This is a genomic window from Parageobacillus sp. KH3-4, assembly GCF_022846435.1.
GTDB classification, from domain to species: domain Bacteria; phylum Bacillota; class Bacilli; order Bacillales; family Anoxybacillaceae; genus Parageobacillus; species Parageobacillus thermoglucosidasius_A.
The window spans coordinates 1,917,096-1,937,240 of sequence record NZ_AP025627.1 but is presented as its reverse complement, the minus strand read 5'-3'; the positions used below and the strand labels follow the sequence as shown (position 1 = coordinate 1,937,240).

The 20,145-nt window shown below is 48.1% G+C and carries 17 protein-coding genes; 15 read left to right on the top strand and 2 right to left on the bottom strand.

Translation table 11 applies throughout. The features are described 5' to 3' along the window. The 10 genes from MWM02_RS09960 (at position 1) to MWM02_RS09915 (ending at position 10,744) form a co-directional block, all read left to right on the top strand. Positions 1-852, top strand: coding sequence for a NifU family protein (locus tag MWM02_RS09960; protein ID WP_244401911.1), 852 nt, complete (start codon positions 1-3; stop codon positions 850-852). Beyond that, a complete protein-coding gene (locus MWM02_RS09955) occupies positions 834-1,934 on the top strand; it encodes an NHL repeat-containing protein (RefSeq protein ID WP_244401910.1) in 1,101 nt (366 codons plus the stop codon). The genes MWM02_RS09960 and MWM02_RS09955 overlap by 19 nt, the downstream gene beginning before the upstream one ends. 165 nt (positions 1,935-2,099) lie before the next feature. Further along, a complete protein-coding gene (locus MWM02_RS09950; protein WP_064553731.1) occupies positions 2,100-2,381 on the top strand; it encodes a HypC/HybG/HupF family hydrogenase formation chaperone in 282 nt (93 codons plus the stop codon). 120 nt (positions 2,382-2,501) lie between these two features. After that, positions 2,502-3,623 carry a hydrogenase formation protein HypD gene (gene hypD / locus MWM02_RS09945; protein WP_244401909.1) on the top strand — a complete coding sequence of 374 codons (1,122 nt, stop codon included), beginning with the start codon at positions 2,502-2,504 and terminating at the stop codon, positions 3,621-3,623. 19 nt (positions 3,624-3,642) lie between these two features. Continuing rightward, positions 3,643-4,332: a HoxN/HupN/NixA family nickel/cobalt transporter gene (locus MWM02_RS09940; RefSeq protein ID WP_064553733.1), complete on the top strand. Its 690-nt coding sequence runs from the start codon at positions 3,643-3,645 to the stop codon at positions 4,330-4,332. 32 nt (positions 4,333-4,364) lie between these two features. Continuing rightward, positions 4,365-5,399 (top strand): hydrogenase expression/formation protein HypE, encoded by a 1,035-nt coding sequence (gene hypE / locus MWM02_RS09935; RefSeq protein ID WP_064553735.1) that lies wholly within the window; start codon positions 4,365-4,367, stop codon positions 5,397-5,399. Between the two features lie 53 nt (positions 5,400-5,452). Continuing rightward, positions 5,453-5,707, top strand: coding sequence for a Uxx-star family glutaredoxin-like (seleno)protein (locus MWM02_RS09930; RefSeq protein ID WP_064553736.1), 255 nt, complete (start codon positions 5,453-5,455; stop codon positions 5,705-5,707). A 345-nt stretch (positions 5,708-6,052) separates the two neighbouring features. Then, positions 6,053-8,314: a carbamoyltransferase HypF gene (hypF, locus tag MWM02_RS09925; RefSeq protein WP_244401908.1), complete on the top strand. Its 2,262-nt coding sequence runs from the start codon at positions 6,053-6,055 to the stop codon at positions 8,312-8,314. A 409-nt stretch (positions 8,315-8,723) separates the two neighbouring features. Next, positions 8,724-9,017, top strand: coding sequence for a phasin family protein (locus tag MWM02_RS09920; protein WP_064553739.1), 294 nt, complete (start codon positions 8,724-8,726; stop codon positions 9,015-9,017). Positions 9,018-9,067: 50 nt separating this feature from the next. Beyond that, positions 9,068-10,744, top strand: coding sequence for an ABC1 kinase family protein (locus MWM02_RS09915; protein WP_244401907.1), 1,677 nt, complete (start codon positions 9,068-9,070; stop codon positions 10,742-10,744). Between the two features lie 340 nt (positions 10,745-11,084). On the opposite strand, the gene MWM02_RS09910 is transcribed toward MWM02_RS09915, so the two are convergent. Further along, entirely contained in the window at positions 11,085-11,636 is a 552-nt protein-coding gene (locus MWM02_RS09910) for a glutathione peroxidase (protein ID WP_064553741.1), read from the bottom strand. A 110-nt stretch (positions 11,637-11,746) separates the two neighbouring features. Between MWM02_RS09910 and MWM02_RS09905 the strand changes: the two genes are divergently transcribed. The 5 genes from MWM02_RS09905 to MWM02_RS09885 all read left to right on the top strand — a co-directional run bounded on the left by MWM02_RS09905 (position 11,747) and on the right by MWM02_RS09885 (position 18,265). Further along, a complete protein-coding gene (locus MWM02_RS09905; RefSeq protein ID WP_244401906.1) occupies positions 11,747-11,995 on the top strand; it encodes a DUF4564 domain-containing protein in 249 nt (82 codons plus the stop codon). Positions 11,996-12,124: 129 nt separating this feature from the next. Further along, positions 12,125-12,436: a hypothetical protein gene (locus tag MWM02_RS09900; protein ID WP_244401905.1), complete on the top strand. Its 312-nt coding sequence runs from the start codon at positions 12,125-12,127 to the stop codon at positions 12,434-12,436. A gap of 488 nt (positions 12,437-12,924) precedes the next feature. Further along, the gene (locus MWM02_RS09895; RefSeq protein WP_244401904.1) at positions 12,925-14,430 is read left to right on the top strand and encodes an NADH dehydrogenase subunit 5; all 1,506 of its coding nucleotides are present in this window, start codon (positions 12,925-12,927) and stop codon (positions 14,428-14,430) included. Further along, the gene (locus MWM02_RS09890; protein ID WP_244401903.1) at positions 14,427-17,060 is read left to right on the top strand and encodes a DUF2309 domain-containing protein; all 2,634 of its coding nucleotides are present in this window, start codon (positions 14,427-14,429) and stop codon (positions 17,058-17,060) included. Before MWM02_RS09895 ends, MWM02_RS09890 begins: the two co-directional genes overlap by 4 nt. A 248-nt stretch (positions 17,061-17,308) precedes the next feature. After that, positions 17,309-18,265, top strand: a complete 957-nt coding sequence (locus MWM02_RS09885) for a carbon-nitrogen hydrolase family protein (RefSeq protein ID WP_244401902.1) — start codon at positions 17,309-17,311, stop codon at positions 18,263-18,265. Between the two features lie 264 nt (positions 18,266-18,529). Here the strand turns inward: MWM02_RS09885 and MWM02_RS09880 are convergent, their stop codons facing one another. Then, on the bottom strand, positions 18,530-19,780 hold the full coding sequence (locus MWM02_RS09880) for a Gfo/Idh/MocA family protein (RefSeq protein ID WP_244401901.1): 1,251 nt from the start codon (positions 19,778-19,780) through the stop codon (positions 18,530-18,532). Positions 19,781-20,145: the final 365 nt, after the last annotated feature.

Here is a 20,145-nt window from a genome sequence, read left to right as displayed (position 1 = left end):
ATGAAAGTTCAGCAAGAAGAGGACTTTCAAGCTTTGGCCGAACGGGTGGACCGGGCGTTGGACTCGATTAAGGGACTGCCAGAAGATGCTCGGATGAAGGCGATGGAATTAAAAAAAGCCATCGAAGCGTTTCATGAACATGCTCTTAGAAAGCTCGTCCGTACGTTTCGTGAAACGGAGGAGGGAAAAGAATTGCTGCTAAAGGCGGTAGAAGACCCTTCTATTTATGCGATGTTTTTGTTGCACGGAATCATTAAACAAGATTTGTTTACCCGTGTCACTGCTGCGCTTGAAGAAGTGCGTCCTTATATGCGTTCGCATGGCGGTGGCGTAGAACTAGTTAAAGTGGAAGGAAAGACGGTTTATGTCCGCCTCCAAGGAGCCTGTTCCGGTTGTTCGCTATCTGCTGTGACGCTAAAAAACGGGGTTGAGGAAGCGATTAAAGCCCGCGTTCCAGAAATTGAAAATGTCGTCATGGTCGAAGAGGAAGCGGTCTCCGGCTACTTGCCATCGCATATTATGGGTGACACTGGAAATTTAGAACAAAATGGATGGGTGCAAGGACCATCCGTCTCGGAATTGGAAGAAGGGCGCCCTGCTCGCTTTTCGTATGAGGAACATGACGTTTTGCTAGTGCGCATGGATGGAAAAGTAATGGCATTTCGCAATCAGTGTCCTCATATGGGGATGCCTCTTGACGGAAGACTGGTGGATGGATCGGTTATTACTTGTCCATGGCATGGCTTCCGTTTTGATTTATCCACCGGGGAATGCATGACGGCCCCTCACGTGCAACTAGAACCATTTCCAGTGCGGGTGGAGGATCAGAAAATATGGATACGATTAGGCTGAACGCTTATCCCGAGCGGTGGTTGGGGGGACCGGCTCCCGGCGGTCTTACATTGCCTCCAGCCCAGCCAAACCGGATTCATCTTTATGCACCGAGGGGAGTGTATATAGACGATCATGTTGTGATAGTGGCCGACAGCGGCAACCATCGCGTGCTCATTTGGTACGGCTGGCCGGAAAACGATCATGCGCCGGCTGACATCGTTTTAGGTCAGCATGATTTTGAAACAGAGGGACCAAAACTGTTTCATCTCCCAACTGGCGTTGCTGTCATTGAAGGAATGTTATTTGTCGCAGATGCGTGGCACCATCGTCTGCTCATTTGGGAAACATTGCCGAAAATAAATAACCAGCCTCCCGATTATGTCTTGGGACAGGCCGATTTGTCGGGAACATCCCCTAATCGGGGAGGGAAAGTCAGTCCGACCGGATTTTATTGGCCATATGGTTTTGCTTATATGAATGGATGGTTTTACGTAGCGGATACGGGAAATCGTAGAGTTTTAGGATGGAAAGGTTTACCTGAAGATGGACGTGTTCCCGATTTGATTCTTGGACAACCCAATGGTTATGTGAACAGCGAAAATCGGGGAAAAGGCGTAGGAATGGATACATATCGCTGGCCTCACGCCATTGCCGGCGATGGAAATACGTTATATGTTGCGGATGCAGGCAATCACCGCGTCCTCGGTTATACGCCGTCTCCAGAGATAGACCGGCCAGCTGATTTAGTTCTCGGTCAACAAGATTTTACTCAGTCATTTGAACTTCCCCATGTCCCGCAAGGCCCTCGGCGACTCCGGTTTCCTTACGGGATCGCACTATGCGGCAATTTGCTTGCAGTGGCAGATACGGCCAACAGCCGCATCCTTCTTTTTACTGAGTTGCCGCGAAAAGGCGCGTATCATCCTGCTTCGTACGTTATTGGTCAGGCGGATTTCGAAGGAATGGGAGAAAACCGCTGGCAAGCCGTAACAAGGGATTCACTATGCTGGCCGTACGGGATTTGGTGTCATCAACATCGGCTGGCCATCGCTGATTCAGGAAATAACCGTGTCATCATTTGGCGTCTTGAATTCGTGTAAATGGTATTAAACATAGAGAGTAAGAAATTGAGGAAACTGCCAATCTATAAGATTTCAAGGAAGATTTTCATCGTTTTCGGATGAACTCTTGCTTTTTATTTTAATTATATGCAAAATGAAACATCTGAAATTTCGAATTTATTACAAAATGGGAGGGACGCATCCATGTGTTTGGCTATTCCAGGGCAAATTGTAGAAATGTTTGATGATGATCATCATTATGCTGTGGTGGATGTTTGCGGTGTGCGTCGCAAAATTAACATTGATTTATTGAAAAATGAGCGCCTCTTTCTTGGAGACTGGGTGCTCATTCATGTTGGATTTGCGATGAGTAAAATCAGTGAAGAACAAGCGAGTGAACAACTGAAATTGCTTAGCATGTTAGATGAATCGGACGAAGCGATAGAGGAAGTGAAAGGTTACCAATTTGATAAAGAAAGAATTTGAACATATGAATGAACACACACGTTGCAGGCTTGATGAGACAAAAGGAAGATTGTTGGTCAATGATGACCCGATATGCATGCAGAGGGGGCACTATGATCCGAATATGGGGGGTGTAATTGAATGGCGACGATGAAATATGTTGATGAGTTTCGCGACCCGGAATTAATCCGCAAGATATCGGAAGAAATCCGCCGTCTCGTTGATCCAAATTATCATTATCGTTTTATGGAAGTTTGCGGAGGACATACCTTTTCTATTTTTCGATTTGGATTGCAAAATCTGTTGCCGGAAAATATTGAACTTGTTCATGGACCGGGATGCCCTGTTTGTGTTCTCCCAATGGGACGCATGGACGATGGGCTATCTATTGCCCAGCAGCCGAACGTGATTTTTACCGCTTTCGGTGATGTGATGCGCGTTCCCGGGAAACATGGAACGCCTCTCGAACTAAAAGCTAGAGGGGCCGATATCCGTATGGTTTATTCTCCTTTAGATGCTTTAAAAATAGCGATGGATCATCCTGATCGGCAAGTTGTGCTGTTTGCGATTGGTTTTGAAACGACCGCTCCGTCAACGGCATTGACGCTGATGCGCGCTCGTGAACTGGATGTGTCCAATTTTTCCGTATTTTCCAATCACGTCCTGATTATACCGGCGATTCAGGCGATTTTGGATTCTCCGGATATGCGCATTGACGGGTTTATTGGACCTGGTCATGTGTCATCGGTAATCGGCGCCCGTCCTTATGAATTTATCGCGAAAAAATACCGAAAACCTATAGTCATCTCCGGTTTTGAACCGCTGGATTTATTGCAATCGATCCTCATGCTTGTGAAGCAAATGCGCGAAGGGCGGTTTGAAGTGGAAAATCAATATAGTCGTGTCGTTCCATATAAAGGAAATATTTCTGCGCTTGACATCATGAAAGAAGTTTTTGAAGTTCGACCTCTTTTCGAATGGAGGGGACTTGGGACTATTCCGCAGTCTGCGCTAAAATTGCGCCCTGAATTCGCCAAGTGGGATGCGGAAGTTCGTTTCCAAGTCGAGGGAGCTCGCGTGAACGATCCGCAAATGGCGCAGTGTGGCGAAGTATTAAAAGGCGTGTTAAAACCACAGCAATGCAAACTGTTTGGCAAAGAATGCACTCCGGAACATCCTGTAGGAGCTCTCATGGTGTCATCGGAAGGAGCATGCGCTGCCTATTACCATTACGTTCATTTGCAAGATGCAGTGGGGAAATAAAAGGGAAGGAGATATTTTTATGGATTGGCTTGTCCTGCTTGGAGTTGCTCTTTTTCTTGGGGTCCGTCATTCATTAGACCCCGATCATGTCGTAGCTGTTTCGACTCTCGTCTCCGAAGAACGGAGACTTTGGCCTGCCGCCCAGCTTGGTTTTATTTGGGGGATAGGACACTTAATTCCGATCGCTTTTGTCGGGCTTCCGCTATTAATCTTACATTTAGAAATCCCTCCGTTTTTTGAGAGCCTTGTTGATGCGGGGGTAGGGATTCTTCTTATCTTGCTCGGTGTGACTACGCTTTGGAAAGTGATCAAAGAGCGTGTCCATTATGACGTTCATTCGCATGATGAAACGATCCACGCGCATTTTCATCGTCCTGGACACCGCCATCCGACGGTGAAATTGGAGCGCCGGCAATGGATCACTTTCGGGTTCGGCCTCGTGCATGGCCTTGCGGGAAGCGGTGCCGTCGCTGTGCTCGCCATGCAAGCTTCACCAAGCTTAGAAATGGCGATCTTTTGGCTTTTGATTTTCGGTTTGGGTACAGTCTTTGGGATGTTTGCGATGACATTATGCATCGCTGCGCCGGCTCTTACGATGGTAGCGAAGCGAAACACGATACGTTTTCGAATTCGGGCGGCGGCAGGGGTTATCAGCTTATTGTTCGGTAGTTATATGATCTGGGAGATTTTTCCCGAATTTCTTAAATAATCGTTGCATCAAGAAGAAAGGAAGGAAGGAACATGAAGACTGCCAAAGTGCATTTTACTGATTCTTGCATTGAATTGGCTCATGGCGCCGGTGGGAAAGCCAGCCGAAGACTGATCGAAGGGCTATTAGTTCCTTATATGATGGGGGACAAGCCGGCAGAATTAAATGACGCTGCGTATATTGACGCAGATGGGCGCCGCTTGGCGTTTACTGCAGATAGCTTTGTTGTCAATCCACGAGTCTTTCCAGGAGGGTCTATCGGCGAACTTGCCGTCAATGGAACGATAAACGATTTGGCGATGGGAGGAGCCAGACCGCTGGCTTTGGTGACTACACTTATTTTAGAAGCGGGGTTGGCAACGGCGGAGCTGGAACGGGAAGTGGCGGCTATAGCTAAGGCGGCTCAACGCGCTGGAGTGCCTGTGGTCGGGGGCGATACGAAAGTAGTGGAGCACGGAAAAGCGGACGGCCTGTTCATCACTACTGCCGGTATCGGCATCACAGATCCGCGTGTTTCTCTTTCGGCCAAAAACGTTCAACCGGGTGATCAAGTCATTCTGTCTGGTCCGATTGGAGACCATGGGATTACCGTTCTCTTGGCTAGAGGAGAATTGGATTTGGAAGCCGATCTTACTTCCGATACTCGTCCGCTCTGGCCGTTTGTATCGGCGCTTATTGAGGCGGCGGCTCCGGGGTTGCGATGGTTGCGCGACCCGACCCGAGGAGGTGTAGCGACGGCATTAAACGAATTGGCGAGGGACGCTCAGGTGGCTGTTATGCTCGATGAAGAGGAGATTCCAGTACGTCCTGTGGTACGCGGTGCCTGTGAAATTTTAGGATTGGATCCCCTTCATATTGCCAATGAAGGACAGTTTCTCGCCGTCGTTTCACCGGAATACGCCGATATCGCATTAAAAGCGCTTAGAAGCATGCCAGGCGGAGAGGATGCGCGGCGTATTGGTGAAATACAAGCAGAACCAAAGAAAGTAGTTTTAGCACGTTCCCGGTATGGAGGAACGCGAATGATTGATATGCTTATCGGCGACCCGCTGCCACGCATCTGTTAGTCAATCATGAGAATTCTTATATAATAATCTCTCTTTGGAGGATGAAAATAAGGATGCTAGAACTTTATGGTGCGAAAGGATGTCCTTATACGAGGGAATTGCGAGAAAGTTTGTTATGGGACGGAAAAGAATTTGTAGAGTATGATGTCGAAGAAGACAAAGAGGCGTTAAAGCAGCTTATCGTTTTGACGGGAGGAGGAACTGTTCCCGTCTTAGTGGAAAATGGGCGAGTCATTCAAGTAGGGGTTTCCGGTCGCGGATGCATGGTTGCTTTGCCGTCCGCAAACGAAGACGAATCTTTATTTTAATAGGCGATAGGACTCCACTTCTAATTGGGCAAGGTGCGGCCTAGTGAAAGAAAACGGGAGATAAATCGCCTTTTCTTTTGTCGAAACAAACGAACAACCTTGTGCAGGGCTGCTCTGCGAATCGAAAGGTGCGGAGCTGGAAAAGATCTGTCGCGTAAAATCTTCCACCATCATGTGTCTTGTGTGAATCGAATGCGAGAACGAGGCTGTGCGCCGGCGTATCAAGTTCAACGTACAAGGCGTTCTTATTCAAGGTTAGGATGGTTCGCAAAGATTCGTTCGCTTGTTAGTTAGGAGGAATTGCCCACTCCAGCTTCAAAACGAAGTGAAAGCAGGTGGTTTATCATGAAAATAGCGCAGCGTATTCGCATTTATGGTGTTGTGCAGGGGGTTGGTTTTCGTCCTTTTGTCTTTCGTACAGCAAAGCGGTGGGGACTCAGCGGATGGGTGCGCAATGGAGAAAGCGGTGTGGAGATTCATGTGGAGGGGGATGCCGGCTCCATTCAACAATTTGTTCGAGAAATTACGGAGCGTCCTCCTGCTTCAGCCAAAATAATCCATTTGGAAATCAAAGATGCGGCTATACAAGGAGCAGCTGATTTTGAAATTTCGGCAAGCATGCGCCATGATCGGCCGACGGTGCATATTCCTGCTGATCTTGCGGTCTGTTCGGCATGTTTGTCCGAACTGTTCGATCCGGTTAACCGCCGCTATCTTTATCCGTACATCAATTGCACAGATTGCGGCCCTCGCTATACTGTCATTGAACGTCTTCCGTATGACCGTCCTTATACGACGATGCGCGCGTGGCCTATGTGTCCGGCTTGTTCGGCGGAATATCATGACCCGGCGGACCGCCGGTTTCATGCGCAGCCGACTGCTTGCCCCGAATGCGGTCCTCATTATTATGTGCGGTGGCAGGAGGGGGGAATGTATCGTGATGAAAAAGCGATTGAAAAAACGGCAGAGCTCCTTCGTACCGGGCACATTGTAGCGATCAAAGGGCTTGGCGGCTATCATTTGGCGTGCGATGCTGAAAACGAAGAAGCGGTATGGGAGCTTAGAAGGCGGAAACGCCGCGGCGAAAAACCGTTTGCTTTGATGGTGAAAGATATCGAGACGGCAAAAACCCTTATCGATATATCAGCGGAAGAAGAGGGGCTCCTTACATCTTCCGCCTGTCCAATCGTGTTGGCGAGGGCGCGCCGATTGCTGCCGGGAGTAGCTCCCGATAATTCCGATTTAGGGGTAATGCTTCCATACACTCCTCTCCATCATTTGCTGTTTCACTTCGGTGCGCCGCATGTACTTGTGATGACGAGTGCTAACCGTTCCAGTGAACCCATCATCTATGAAGATGACAAAGCGATCAAGGCGCTTGAAGGCATTGCGGACGCGTGGCTTATTGGAGAGCGGCCTATTGCCCGCCGCGTCGATGATTCCGTTGTTCGCGTCAGCCCATTTGGCCCTACCGTACTTCGGCGGGCGAGGGGGTATGCGCCGCTTCCTGCTGCCCAACTGCCCGGCGATCGGCCGATTCTTGCTGTCGGATCCGACTTAAAAAATACTGTCACATTAGTGGTGAATGGACAGGCGATCATTAGCCAGCATTTAGGAGATTTGATGAAATACGAAGCATATATGTCATTTGCGCAAACGGTCTACGATCTTTTGTCGATGTATGATGTTCCATTGGGGGAAACGATCGTAGCGTACGATCTTCATCCTGATTATCGTTCTACCGCCTTTGCTCAGGGGCTAGAAGCTTATCAACATATCGGCATTCAGCACCACCGAGCTCATGTGGCGTCCGTGCTGGCGGAGCGAAATGCATTGGACAAACGGGTGATCGGAGTAGCCTTTGACGGGACAGGTTTTGGCGACGATGGAGCGATCTGGGGTGGCGAATTGTTTGTCGGAAGCGCCAGAAAAGGATTAGAACGGCGGGGCCATCTTCGTTATGCCATGCTTCCCGGCGGCGACGCGGCAGCACGCATGCCGATTCAAGCGTTGGCTGGTTTCTTTGTGAATGAGCCGGAGTTGGCCATCAACATCGGAAAGCGGCTTTCGCTTCCTGAGCGTTTTTTCACGGCGGTAAAGATGGTAGAAAAACAATTGCGCACCTTTCCTACGACATCTGTCGGGCGTTTGTTTGATGCAGCAGCTGCCCTTTTAGGATTCACCGGCTCAATCTCGTTTGAAGGTCAGGCAGCCATTTGGCTGGAGCATTTAGCACGTACAGCTCCGTTAGAGAAGGTATACCCTTTTCCATGGGATGGAAAAGAGCTTGATTATCTCCCTCTTTTGAAAGAAATGATCGAGGATCGTTTGAACGGCAAAGATGTGGCGGTTATTGCACGCGCGTTTCATCGAAGCGTCGCCGAGGGAGTATTTAGAAGTGTTCGTTCTTTAGGAGCGGCCTATGGGATTGACACGGTTGTGTTATCCGGAGGGGTATTTCAAAATTCGCTTTTGTTAGCTGATTTGAAGGAGTTGTTTCTGGAAAGCGATATGCACGTATGGGTCAGCGAAGGAGTGCCGCCTAACGACGGCGGCATTAGTCTTGGGCAGGCGGCGCTCGTGGCGGTGACGAATTCTATGCACTAGACAAATAAATCCTTTAAGTTCTTCTAAACACCGTGATGTCAGTTGCAGAATGTAAAAAGCAAAAGTACTCGAGTTTTTCAACAGCAGTCTCAGCAATGAGATTCCGAAAGTATAGGTTCGAGTGCTTTTTGTGCGTACATATTGTTTATTTTTGCAAATTGTGAGGAGAATAAAAGCCTTATTCAAAGTTCCCAAACCAATGATGCGCGAATGACCGTGTTTGCTGGAACCATCCTGCTATATTCAGCATGGCGTAAATAGCAAAATTGCCAGAAATGTTCCCGTACGCCGCTTAGTCTATATTAGCGCTTGAAAAATGAATGCCATTCAGTTTGTTGCAAGAAGCGCCAGATTTATGAGATGATAGGATTAACTTTAAATAAAATAATATGAGGAGGATATCGAAAAAATGGCTTTTATGAAAAAATGGTTGATGTTTGGTCTCGGCTTGGCTGTAACAGGCAAGGAACAAGTAGAAAAATTTGTCGATGAGCTGGTGAAAAAAGGAGAATTATCTTTGGAAGAGGCGAAGGATATTATGGATCAGTGGATTCAGCAAAAGGAAGAAAGAAAAGCGGAGTTGCAGCGCATTGTGCGCGAACAGCTTAAGCAAATGATGGATAAATTGGATTTGGCAACAAAAGAGGATATTCGAAAATTGGAAGAACGAGTGGAGAATTTGGAAAAAAGCGACGGCGAATAAATGAAGGAAGCCTAACAAAAGTTCTTGCTGCTCAAAAGGAGGGTGGATGGATGGTTGGGAAAAGGATACGCCATATGAGCCGTTACCGTGATATTGCCATCGCGTTGATTCGTCATGGATTTGGAATCGTGGTCGAAGAAATTGGATTTGCTCAGTTCCTCTCCCTCCCGCACAAGATGTTTTTTGACGCGAAAGAAAAGGATGGAAAAACCACTGGTGAACGAATTAGGCTTGTTCTGCAGGAATTAGGTCCAACCTTCGTGAAATTGGGGCAAATTGCAAGTACGCGCCCCGATTTGCTTCCGGAAGAGATTATCCGCGAATTGGAAAAATTACAAGATCAAGTTTCGCCTTTTTCGTTTGAAGAAGTGCGCAACATTGTTCAAAAGGAATTAGGGGCTGACTTAAATCAAATTTTTCGCCAGTTTGCGGATGTTCCACTTGCCGCCGCTTCGATCGGGCAAGTTCATCAGGCAATCTTGCATTCAGGTGAAAAAGTGGCTGTCAAAGTTCAACGTCCGAACATCGCCAACGTCATTGAGACAGATTTGGAAATTCTTCAGGATTTGGCTATTCTTGCTGAACGCCGGCTTGAATGGGCCGCACGGTATCAAATTCGCGATATGGTTGATGAATTTTCTCGTTCCTTGCGAGCAGAACTTGATTATACGATTGAAGCGCGCAACGCCGAGAAAATCTCCAATCAGTTCAAAAATGACCCGAACATCTATATTCCTAAAGTGTTTTGGGAGTATTCCACCAAAAAGGTATTAACGATGGAATACGTGGAAGGCGTCAAATTCAATGAATTAGAGCGGCTAAAGCAAAACGGTTATAATCTGAAAAATCTGGCGGATCGCTTAACGAAGGCGATTTTCCGGCAAATTTTTATCGAAGGTTTTTTCCATGGAGATCCCCATCCCGGGAATGTGTTGGTGCTGCCTGGAGAGGCGATCGCGTTTATCGATTTCGGAATGGTAGGGCGGCTGAATCCTGAGATGAAATATCATTTTTCTTCATTGGTTATTGCTTTAATGCGCCAAAGTACAGATGGGGTCATTAAGTCGATCTGCCAAATGGGATTGGTGCCGGATGATGTGAATTTAATGCAGTTGCGTGATGATGTGGAACAGTTGAGAGAAAAATATTACCATGTCTCGTTAAGCAAAATCAGTCTTGGCGAGGCTGTCAATGACCTGTTCCGCGTAGCGTTTCGCCACTCCATCCGCCTCCCTAGAGATTTAACGTTGTTAGGAAAAACGTTGCTGACGGTGGAAGGGATGGTGGAAAAACTAGATCCTGGTTTCCGTATCCTCGATATTGCCGAACCGTTCGGGCGGCAGCTATTAAAGGAACGATGGCAGCCTAAAAACGTAGCGGAAGTGGTATGGAAGCGCGTTTCCGATTATGGAGAAATGTTGATTGACTTTCCAAAGAACATGAAAGAATTGACTTCTTTAATCAAACAAGGAAAGCTTCATCTTGAGATCGATGTCCCTAAGCTGGACCATTTTTTAAAAAAATTAGATCAAATCAGCAATCGATTATCGTTTAGCATCGTTTTATTGTCCTTCAGCATTATTATGGTGGGGATTATTATCGGATCTTCCATGGGCAGGCAATCAACATTGTTGTGGAAAATCCCGGCGATCGAGATTGGTTTTGGCGTAGCGACACTGATGTTTGTATGGCTGCTGTATTCGATTTTTAAGTCGGGGAGATTTTAGTGTCCTAAATCTTTGGTAGCAAGTTACCAAGCAGCCGCTACACATGCGGTGAATACGGGAGCCGGACTTTTTTGTCGAAACACACCCAGAAGTCTCTTGCGGATAAAAAGTCTTGCCTCGCTGATTGGGACGATGAAGTCCCGGAATGGTGTAAAAGGAAAACGTCAAACAACGATTTTGTTTTCCATTGATCCCAAGTTCATTGGATGGAACAGGAATTTTGCACCATAGTCGTCGGCGTGGCGGGAGGAACGTATGTCAACACGCCGACACAGCGATATTCGCCGTTTGCGCCCATAAAAGTGGGCTATTTTCGGCGGATGGAAGCGCCCGCACTTTTTTATGCATTGACAAGCGTTGCGACGTCTTGTTCAAAGTCGATCGGCTCTTCAATTGGTTCGTATCGGCGAACCACTTTGCCTTCACGGTTAATGAGAAATTTGGTGAAGTTCCATTTGATTTCGTCCCCAACCAGCCATTCCGGGTTTTTTTCCATAATCATCAATTTCAGGATTTTTCCGTTTGCGCTTGTTTCGTCAAACCCTTTGAATGGGGCTTCTTTTTTCAAATATTGAAATAATGGGTGAGCGTTATCGCCGTTTACTTCAATTTTAGCGAAAATTGGAAAGGTTACCCCGTAATTTCGTTGGCAGAAAGCAACGGCATCTTGGCTGCTTCCCGGTTCTTGCCCGCCAAACTGATTGCATGGAAAGCCAAGAATTTCAAATCCATATTTGTGATATTTCTCATATAATTTTTGCAAATCTTGAAATTGTGGTGTAAATCCGCAGCGGCTTGCTGTATTAACAATGAGCAGCACTTTTCCTTTGTAATCAGATAAAGAAACCGTTTCTCCATTTGGTTTTTTCACTTCATAATTGTAGATGGACATAAACTCACTCCTTTAACAACATTTTTTGTATTAATTATTAAATAATAAAATAAATAAATTGTAAAATTATTTGCCTTTCATCTGCCAACATTTCTGGAGGAGAGAATATTTTGGAACGATTGTTGTTGTTTTTCGCCGTCGCATCGATTGGGATTGCTTTGCGTTTTTTCGTTTTAGGAGAATTGGAGTGGAAGCAGCTGCTCTTTGCCTCTTGTTTTTTCGCCGGCGCCCTGTTGATTTGGGGAATCGAACGATGGCTGGCTTGGCTTGATGCCCGGTACGAAGAAGCGGGGGACGAAGATGTTTGGCATACGCATATGGCGGAACGATTTTGGACGGGAAAAAAAGCGTTTGTTTAAGGGAGGCAAAAAGATGGGGAGTTTTGGCGTTTCTTTCCATTTCCATGGCAACGTATCGCTAATGGCATTTTTGCATTTGCCGATGGAACTTCGGTACAAATCATAGAACAGCGAAAAAAGCTGTTTTGTGTGAACGATGTATGGCATATTGTGCAAAACGGTATGGTTGCTGCGGTGGCGCGTACGGATTATTCATGGAAAAACAAGCTGAAGCTGCGCGAGCGGATGATTGTAGAGATACAGGGAAAAACGCTGTTTTTTCAGTCACCGGAAATGGTTTCTCGCACAGAAGTATGGTTAGATGGAAAAGTGATTGCGGAGGGAAAACGTTCGCGGCGGCTGCGCTGGAGTTACACGTTTCACGTGAACAAAGGCTACGAAGAATGGGAACGAGCGCTCGTTGCGGCGTATGTGTTATTTAATTACGCACATCACCAGTAAAATTTGTATCGTATGGCAATGCTCCCACGCTTGCCACACTGGCGATTGAAACAGCGGTGATAAATGGATAATCGCCGCTGATGTCAATGATACTATTCCACTTTTTTCGTCTGCTATGCGGCAGATGGTATGAATCAGCGCTGGCGTTCATCCGTCTTTGCTTTGGAGGCATAGGAGAAATGGTAAAAAGGGATTGACAAACCATGCGTTTCCATATTAAATTAAATAGCATACGAATAAAATTTGAATTTTTCGTAATTCGGTAGACTTTCAAACAGTCCGTTTGCGGCGGAGTGGTTGAAAGTAAACCGAAGAGCGGAAATACGTACAATTTGGTAGATCTTCAAAAAGCCTTATCGGCTCGTTGAAGATAAACCGGCTATGCGTACTCGATGCCATTCGTGCGCCCTTTTGATGAAAAAGGGAAACACGATGGACGGGGACGACATAGCCGGTTTTTTGTTGCGAAAAAGAGAGGGGGATTCGCGTTGGTTTGGTTCATCTTGTTATTTGCAACGGTTGGAATTGTTCTCGTCAGTTCTTTATTGCTATTGGATCGGCGTGTGCCGCTATGCTATGTGCGGGTGCACGTAGGTGTGATGGTGTTGCCGATCGCCATGGCGTTAGCGGGGCTGATTTTTGCTAATCATCACGCTGTAGCCGGATTATGGCGTTCCGATATGCTCGGCTGGCTTATGGCATTGTTTATTTTGACGCTCGGCTGGGTGATTGAGCGCTTTTGTCTTCGTTATTTGCATGGCGACCGCGCGTATCGAAAGTATTTTACACTGCTTACTTTTACCGTTAGCGCTGCGGCGCTGACATGGCTGAGCAACGATATTCGCTTGCTTATTCTCTTTTGGGGTTTGCCGTTATTGGGGTTGACACAACTGGCACGGTTAAAAAAAGAATGGCGTCCGGCGCGAACGACGGCGGTGCGCATGGCTGCCGTGTTTTCGTTAAGCTGGCTTGCCTTGTTTGCCGCTGGTTTAGGGCTATGGAGCGCAACGGGACATTGGCGGCTGTCGCTTGCTTTGTCGCCAGAAAGCATTCGCCATCTCGAATGGTGGGAAAAAACGGGGCTGAATGTTCTGCTTGTTTTGGCAGCGATCATCCCGGCCGGACAATGGCCGTTTCAGCGCTGGCTGTTGGAATCCGCGGTGACGCCGACGCCGATTTCTGCGGTCATGCATGCCGGACTGGTCAATGCCGGCGGTCTTTTACTGACGAGATTTGCTCCGTTGTTTAATGGTGATGTATCACAAATGTTGCTGATTGTTCTCGCCGCGATTTCGGTGCTGATCGGCACAGGAATTAGTTTCGTGCAAGTTGATTATAAACGGCAATTAGTTGCCTCCACGATGGCGCAAATGGGATTGATGCTCATTCAATGTGCGTTAGGGGCTTATGTTGCAGCAGTGATTCATTTAGTGTTGCACGGTCTGTTTAAAGCGACGTTGTTTTTGCAATCCGGTTCGGTTGTGCCGCGCCCGAATAAAACGCTTCGTCTATCGCAAAGCTTGTCCCAAACATGGCGATTTGCCGGAGCGGTGGGCGGCTTTGTCGTAGGAGGAATTGTTTTGCTTATGTCGCCGGAAGAAAATGCGAAATGGTTGAGCAGTCTTATTCTTGGCTGGTCGCTGGCGTTTGCGTGGGGGCGGCTTGCCGTTTTTAAGGACGGACGGATCATTGTCTTATTCGTATTGGCAGGGGCGGTTTTCATTTCTGGGACGGTGCACAGTAGTCTCACGATGCTTTTGCATAAAACGGTGCCACTAAATTCGAGTACATCTGTTGCCGCTGGGGCGATAGCCGTCTTGATGCTAGCAGCCGGCGGATTGGCGAGCATATGGCTTTCCGCCCATCGTTCATCAGATGTGTTTGCGCGATTGTATATGTGGCTCGTCCATATGGGCGAACCACGCTTAGCGTCGATGGAAAGCCATCCGCGTTATCTTGCCGATTATTTGCAGAAGGAGGTCGTTAATGGATGAACACGACTATCGTATCGCTCGAACGCCCGAATGTGCGCAAGCAACGGACAGAAGATGCCGCGGCTATCAATGTGGCCGAGCTTGTCCAAAATGCCAGCAAAGCAATCGCTCCGCTTTGGCCGATTGCCACGTTTATCGCTCGCCATCCATGGATGGGGCTAGAACATCTTCCGTTTGAGCAAGTGGCCCGCCGTTTAAAGTCATTGAAAGATATTGACATTTATCCAAGCATGTCCATGTTGCGAGCGGCTCAGCGGAAAGGGGAGTTGGATCCGGAGTTTTTGGAAATGCGGCTGCAGCGCTGGCTGGATGAGCAGCTGCTGGCGTTGCCGCGCGAGGAAGCGGAACGTTTTTGCCGAACCGCGCTTCAGCATGAAGAAATTCCGAATAAGGTGTTAACGTCTCCGCAGTTAAAAAAACTGGCAGCAAAAATGAAAGGAATGCGCTTGTGCGACGGTGCCGAACGTTTGCCAATCCGGCCGCTAAGCCTTCTTCTTGAAGAACAAGGAGAAGGGGAATGGGCGCGGATGCTTGACCATCATATGATTAAATGGTGCAAATTATTTTTAGATGAATCGCAAGCTTCATGGCCGCTGCCATATCGGGAAAAAGGGTTTTACTGCGCATGGCGGAAACTGGTGACTAACGACCCATCGTTGAGCAAAGAGCAACGCGAACGATTGAGAAATTTGCCGCAAGATGCTGAAGATGCATTGCAGCAAGCGTTAACCATGCTCGGCATACCGCATGACGCGGTGAAAGACTACTTGGAAGCGCATCTTCTTTCCTTGCCGGGATGGACAGGAATGCTACAATGGCGTTCGCAGCAGTTCGGTCAAGCGCATTTGCTGCTTGTTGATTATTTAGCCATTCGCCTTTCGCTGGAATGGGCGTTGATCGCGCCGTATTTGCCATTGGCAAGACAAAAAGAGGACGATGAAACGTTTCTTCTTCCGCTTCTCGCGGCTTGGATGCACTGGGGAGGGATGACGCCGGAAGAATGGCTGCGATTGCCGCAGGCTGAGCAACAAGCGCGGTTATCTCTGGCTTATCGCTTTGATAAAATTGTTCGCGGCAAACTTTGGCTGGAAGCGTGGGAAGATACGCAAGAGGCGCAGCTAAAGGAGAAAATTGCGTCTCATTCTCCAAACAATGAGCAAAAACAAGCAATCGTCCAGCTTATCTTTTGTATCGATGTTCGTTCTGAACCTTTCCGTCGTCATTTGGAGCAAGCAGGTCCGTTTGAAACATATGGGTGCGCTGGGTTCTTCGGCCTTCCCATCAAGACGCGCGAACTGGATAGCGACTATGCGCACGCTTCTTGTCCAGCCATCGTAGAGCCGCTTCATGAAGTTCGCGAATATGCATCAGCGGCAATTGTCAAGGAATATCGCGGCCGCCGCAACGTGCTACTTTCGCTTAGCTATATGTTCAAAAAAATGAAACAGCATTTGTTTGCCAGTTTGTTGCTTCCAGAAATGAGCGGACCGTGGCTCGGTTTGCACACACTTGCTCGAAGTATAGCGCCGGGCGGAGCAGGCCGCGCATTTCGCCAGTTTCTAGGCAATTGGGCGAAAAAGCCGGAAACAGAACTTTCGCTGGATCGGGAATCTTATTGGGAAGCAGCGGATCTTCCCGTAGGCTTTTCTACCGAGGAAAAAGTACGGTACGTTTATCGCCTATTAAAAGGAATGGGGCTTACAAGCCGCTTTGCGCCACTTGTCGTTGTCTGCGGCCATGAAAGTGAAACGGCGAACAATCCTTACGCTTCGTCGCTTGATTGCGGTGCGTGCGGCGGAGCGGCGGGAGGGTTCAACGCACGGGTGTTCGCTGCCCTTTGCAACTTGAAAGAAGTTCGCGAAGGTCTTGCAGAAAAAGGCATCGTTATTCCCGAGGACACTGTTTTTGTTGCTGCCGAGCATATGACAACGGTTGATGAACTTCGTTGGCTTTATGTGCCGACGCTTTCAGAAGCGGCGCAAAAAGCGTTTGAGATACTGCAAGGCAAGCTGGAAGAAGTAAGCCGCGACGCGAATAACGAGCGGTTGGCGAAACTGCCGGGATTGGGTCGCAAAACGAAAGATCCGCTTGCCGAGGCGCGCCGCCGTGCGGAAGACTGGAGCGAAATCCGTCCGGAATGGGGGCTTGCGGGGAATGGCGCGTTTATTATCGGGCGCCGCCAGCTAACGAAGCATTGCGATTTAGAAGGGAAAGTATTTTTGCATAGCTATGACTGGCGCGAGGATCCGTCTGGGGAGTCTCTGGCAAACATTATTGCCGGTCCGGTGACTGTTGCGCAATGGATTAACTTGCAATATTACGCATCGACTATCGCTCCGCATTACTACGGAAGCGGCAGCAAAACAACGCAAACGGTCACTGCGGGAATCGGAGTCATGCAAGGAAACGCGAGCGACTTGCTTGCCGGGCTTCCGTGGCAATCGGTAATGGCGTCCGACCATGAAATGTTCCATTCGCCGCTTCGCTTGCTCGTCATCATCGAAGCGCCGCGGCAACATATCGAGCGCTTGCTCGAAGACGATCCTCATTTCCGACAAAAAGTGCAAAACGGATGGCTCCGTTTAGTTTCCATTGACCCGGACAACGGGCAATGGGAAAAATGGTCATAATTGATCGCGTGCATGTCATCATTAATTGTATGGAGAATATTGCTTTGCCGCCGTCGGTCATAGAAGGCACTAACTGTTTCATGACAAAAGTTAGTGCCTCTTTTTTCTTGTTTTGAATAAAAAAAGATGGTTATATTACCACAAAATTTTCAGAAAAGTAAAAATAACGCTTTCAAAACGATAAAGGATTATTTTTCGAAATGAAGAATAATTAACGAAAAGAACAATAAAAAAGAGGAGAGTTTAAAATGGCGAACAAACAATCTCATGTGCGCGTAGCTGTCGTGCAAGCTGCTTCCGTGATTATGGATCGAACAGCAAGTACGGAAAAGGCGATTTCGTTAACGAAACAAGCTGCTGAAAAAGGCGCGAATATCGTCGTATTTCCAGAAGCTTTTATTCCTGCGTATCCAAGAGGGCTTACTTTTGGAACGAGGGTTGGAAGCCGTTCACCAGAAGGGCGAAAAGACTGGCTCCGCTACTGGGAAAATTCCGTAACTGTGCCAAGTGAAACGACCGAAATGTTAGGAGAAGCAGCCCGTAAGGCAGGAGTCTATCTCGTTATTGGTGTTGTTGAGAGAGATAACGAGTTTAGTAGAGGCACTCTTTATTGCAGTGTTTTATTTTTTGGGCCAGACGGCACTTTGCTTGGAAAACACCGAAAGCTAAAACCTACAGCTTCTGAACGCATCATCTGGGGAGAGGGAGACGGAAGCACTTTGCCTGTTTACGATACGCCATATGGAAGAATAGGGGCGCTCGTTTGTTGGGAAAACTATATGCCGTTGGCGAGAGTAGCGATGTACGCCAAAGGAGTCCAAATTTATATCGCCCCGACGGCAGATGCTAGAGAACTCTGGCAGTCTACGATTCGCCATATTGCGGCGGAAGGAAGATGTTTTGTTTTATCTTGCAATCAGTATGTCACGAAGGACATGTACCCTACGGATTTAGCCTGCTATGAAGAACTGGCGTCAGCCCCTCATGAGATGTGCGCTGGAGGCAGCGCGATCGTCGGCCCATTAGGAAATTATATCAAGGAACCTGTCTATGGTAAGGAAGACGTTCTTATCGCCGATTTGGATTTGCGTGAGATCGCCTACGGCCAATTTGATTTTGATGTGGTCGGCCACTACTCAAGGCCGGATGTGTTTCAACTGTTAGTCAATGAAGAGAAGAAGGATAGTGTGAAATGGATAAAGTAGCGATATTTGCTTTTCTAAAAAAAATTGGTATGCAAGCAGAAAAAGCTTCTATGGTTATCACGCCGCCGCGCAACAGAAAAAGATTCTTTTAGGCGGTAGCGATGTTTCGGTTTCTAACGCCAGAATGATAGAATGAGAAACCGCCAACCAGTCATTTTTCCGATGGTTGGCGGCTTTTTGCGCGACAGACAAGCAATTTTTTGCATGATGCTCAAAGCAGAATGGTAGAGAGAATCATAGATTGTTCGGCGAAGAGTACTGCGATTAGCCCTCCTGCCATACTTCTGAAACCGTGCAAGATTCAGCTAGAGATAAGTCAGCCACAGCGTCATCGAGCGTCACTAATCCGCTCCAGTTTGGATCTTGGATCATCCGGCATAAATCCAAGAAGCGGGCTTGGGCCATCGCTTCGTACCATCCTTGTCGATCAGACAATGATAACGTCCGCCGATACGGCAGGCGGGAAACGAAAGATGAGGATGTGCGCTCAGGCGCGTACGCATTGGGAGACAATCGCGCTGTGGCCCATGCTCGTACTTGTTCGTAAGCGTCCGCTCTTGGTTGCGTCGGCACGGTATCAAGCAGGGCGTCGATCTGCTTCGCCTGTTCTTCTGCGAGCACGCCCTCGACGTACAGACGTTGAGGAATCCAACCTTCGAGCATAATCCGCCCTTGAGCACAGTGGACTTCCCACTGTGTCGACTCAGGAGCGTCCTCCTCCATTGTGAATCCATGGTAATATTGAACCGGTACGTACTCGTCCAAGGATTTGGACTCTGATTCTTTTGTAGGCAATTGTGTTTCCCGTACATGACCATGACGTGTGCAACCGCGGTGAATGACGCTCGCCCACACGCGTGATTGTTCGCCGCTTGCCTCGGTTATGGCAAAACCGCGTGCATCTTCAGGCTCGCCAAACCAGTGTCTGCCGACTTCGAAGAAATGGACTCCATGTTCGATAAAGATGCCGCCGCTTTGGTTTCGGTTCCAGAACCAATGTCCCGATGTGACGCGATGTGCGGCGTTGTGGAGGCTGGCATGGTACACACGCCCCAACAGACGGTGGCGGATCATCCATTCGACTGCTTCCACCAGCGGGTTGTAGCGCAAGACGAGGTTGACGGCGAACGCACGCCGTTGTTTTGTGGCGAGATGGGCATTGTCTTTCAGCGCCGCTGCAGTCAGCGCCCCTGGTTTTTCCAAAAGTACGTGTTTGCCTTGCATCAATGCCAGTTTGCTGAGCGAAGCGTGAAGATGGGGCGGCGTCGACAAAACCACCACGTCGATATCCGGATCGCGAATGAGCTCGGTCGCTTCCCGGTACTCGCGCGGGCTAGCGACATCGGGTTGACGTTGGCGATAGGCGGCCAGCACGCGCTGGCGTTTTTCGTCAGTACGGCCGGCAACAGCCGTCAATTGAAATTCAGGCAATGTCGCGAGTGCGCCGGCCAAGAATGCAGCAAAAGCGCCTGCGCCGGCAATGCCTACACGGTATGATGAGAGCGGATAAGACATGGCGTCTTCACCTTCCTCCATCTTGCGTTATTGTTGGCAGTTATATATTATACCTATAATTATATCGTGAGACATCTTTTGGCCACCTTCGTTTTGCATCCGTCTAGCAATGGGTGACGCGTGTCATTACAGATAGGAATCATTTTGTAAGCTGGACATGGGAGAGAGGGAGAGCATGTCGCACCAATTATATCAATAGTAAGAGCGTTTTACTTGCCATTTGCGGGGGATATTATGTATACTTATTATTAGCAACCGGGTATATTGAGTGCTAACAACTTTTCCACTTTCTCATTCTTCCATCTGTTTCGATGTTTGAGTTTTAACAGAGTGCTCACAAATTTTATGAAATTCGAAACTAATGG

Excerpts from the sequence above, each read along its gene's own strand:
- MWM02_RS09960 (WP_244401911.1), top strand. The coding sequence starts at position 1 with ATGAAAGTTCAGCAAGAAGAGGACTTTCAAGCTTTGGCCGAACGGGTG.
- MWM02_RS09955 (WP_244401910.1), top strand. The coding sequence starts at position 834 with ATGGATACGATTAGGCTGAACGCTTATCCCGAGCGGTGGTTGGGGGGA.
- MWM02_RS09950 (WP_064553731.1), top strand. The coding sequence starts at position 2,100 with ATGTGTTTGGCTATTCCAGGGCAAATTGTAGAAATGTTTGATGATGAT.
- hypD (WP_244401909.1), top strand. The coding sequence starts at position 2,502 with ATGGCGACGATGAAATATGTTGATGAGTTTCGCGACCCGGAATTAATC.
- MWM02_RS09940 (WP_064553733.1), top strand. The coding sequence starts at position 3,643 with ATGGATTGGCTTGTCCTGCTTGGAGTTGCTCTTTTTCTTGGGGTCCGT.
- hypE (WP_064553735.1), top strand. The coding sequence starts at position 4,365 with ATGAAGACTGCCAAAGTGCATTTTACTGATTCTTGCATTGAATTGGCT.
- MWM02_RS09930 (WP_064553736.1), top strand. The coding sequence starts at position 5,453 with ATGCTAGAACTTTATGGTGCGAAAGGATGTCCTTATACGAGGGAATTG.
- hypF (WP_244401908.1), top strand. The coding sequence starts at position 6,053 with ATGAAAATAGCGCAGCGTATTCGCATTTATGGTGTTGTGCAGGGGGTT.
- MWM02_RS09920 (WP_064553739.1), top strand. The coding sequence starts at position 8,724 with ATGGCTTTTATGAAAAAATGGTTGATGTTTGGTCTCGGCTTGGCTGTA.
- MWM02_RS09915 (WP_244401907.1), top strand. The coding sequence starts at position 9,068 with ATGGTTGGGAAAAGGATACGCCATATGAGCCGTTACCGTGATATTGCC.
- MWM02_RS09910 (WP_064553741.1), bottom strand. The coding sequence starts at position 11,636 with ATGTCCATCTACAATTATGAAGTGAAAAAACCAAATGGAGAAACGGTT.
- MWM02_RS09890 (WP_244401903.1), top strand. The coding sequence starts at position 14,427 with ATGAACACGACTATCGTATCGCTCGAACGCCCGAATGTGCGCAAGCAA.
- MWM02_RS09885 (WP_244401902.1), top strand. The coding sequence starts at position 17,309 with ATGGCGAACAAACAATCTCATGTGCGCGTAGCTGTCGTGCAAGCTGCT.
- MWM02_RS09880 (WP_244401901.1), bottom strand. The coding sequence starts at position 19,780 with ATGTCTTATCCGCTCTCATCATACCGTGTAGGCATTGCCGGCGCAGGC.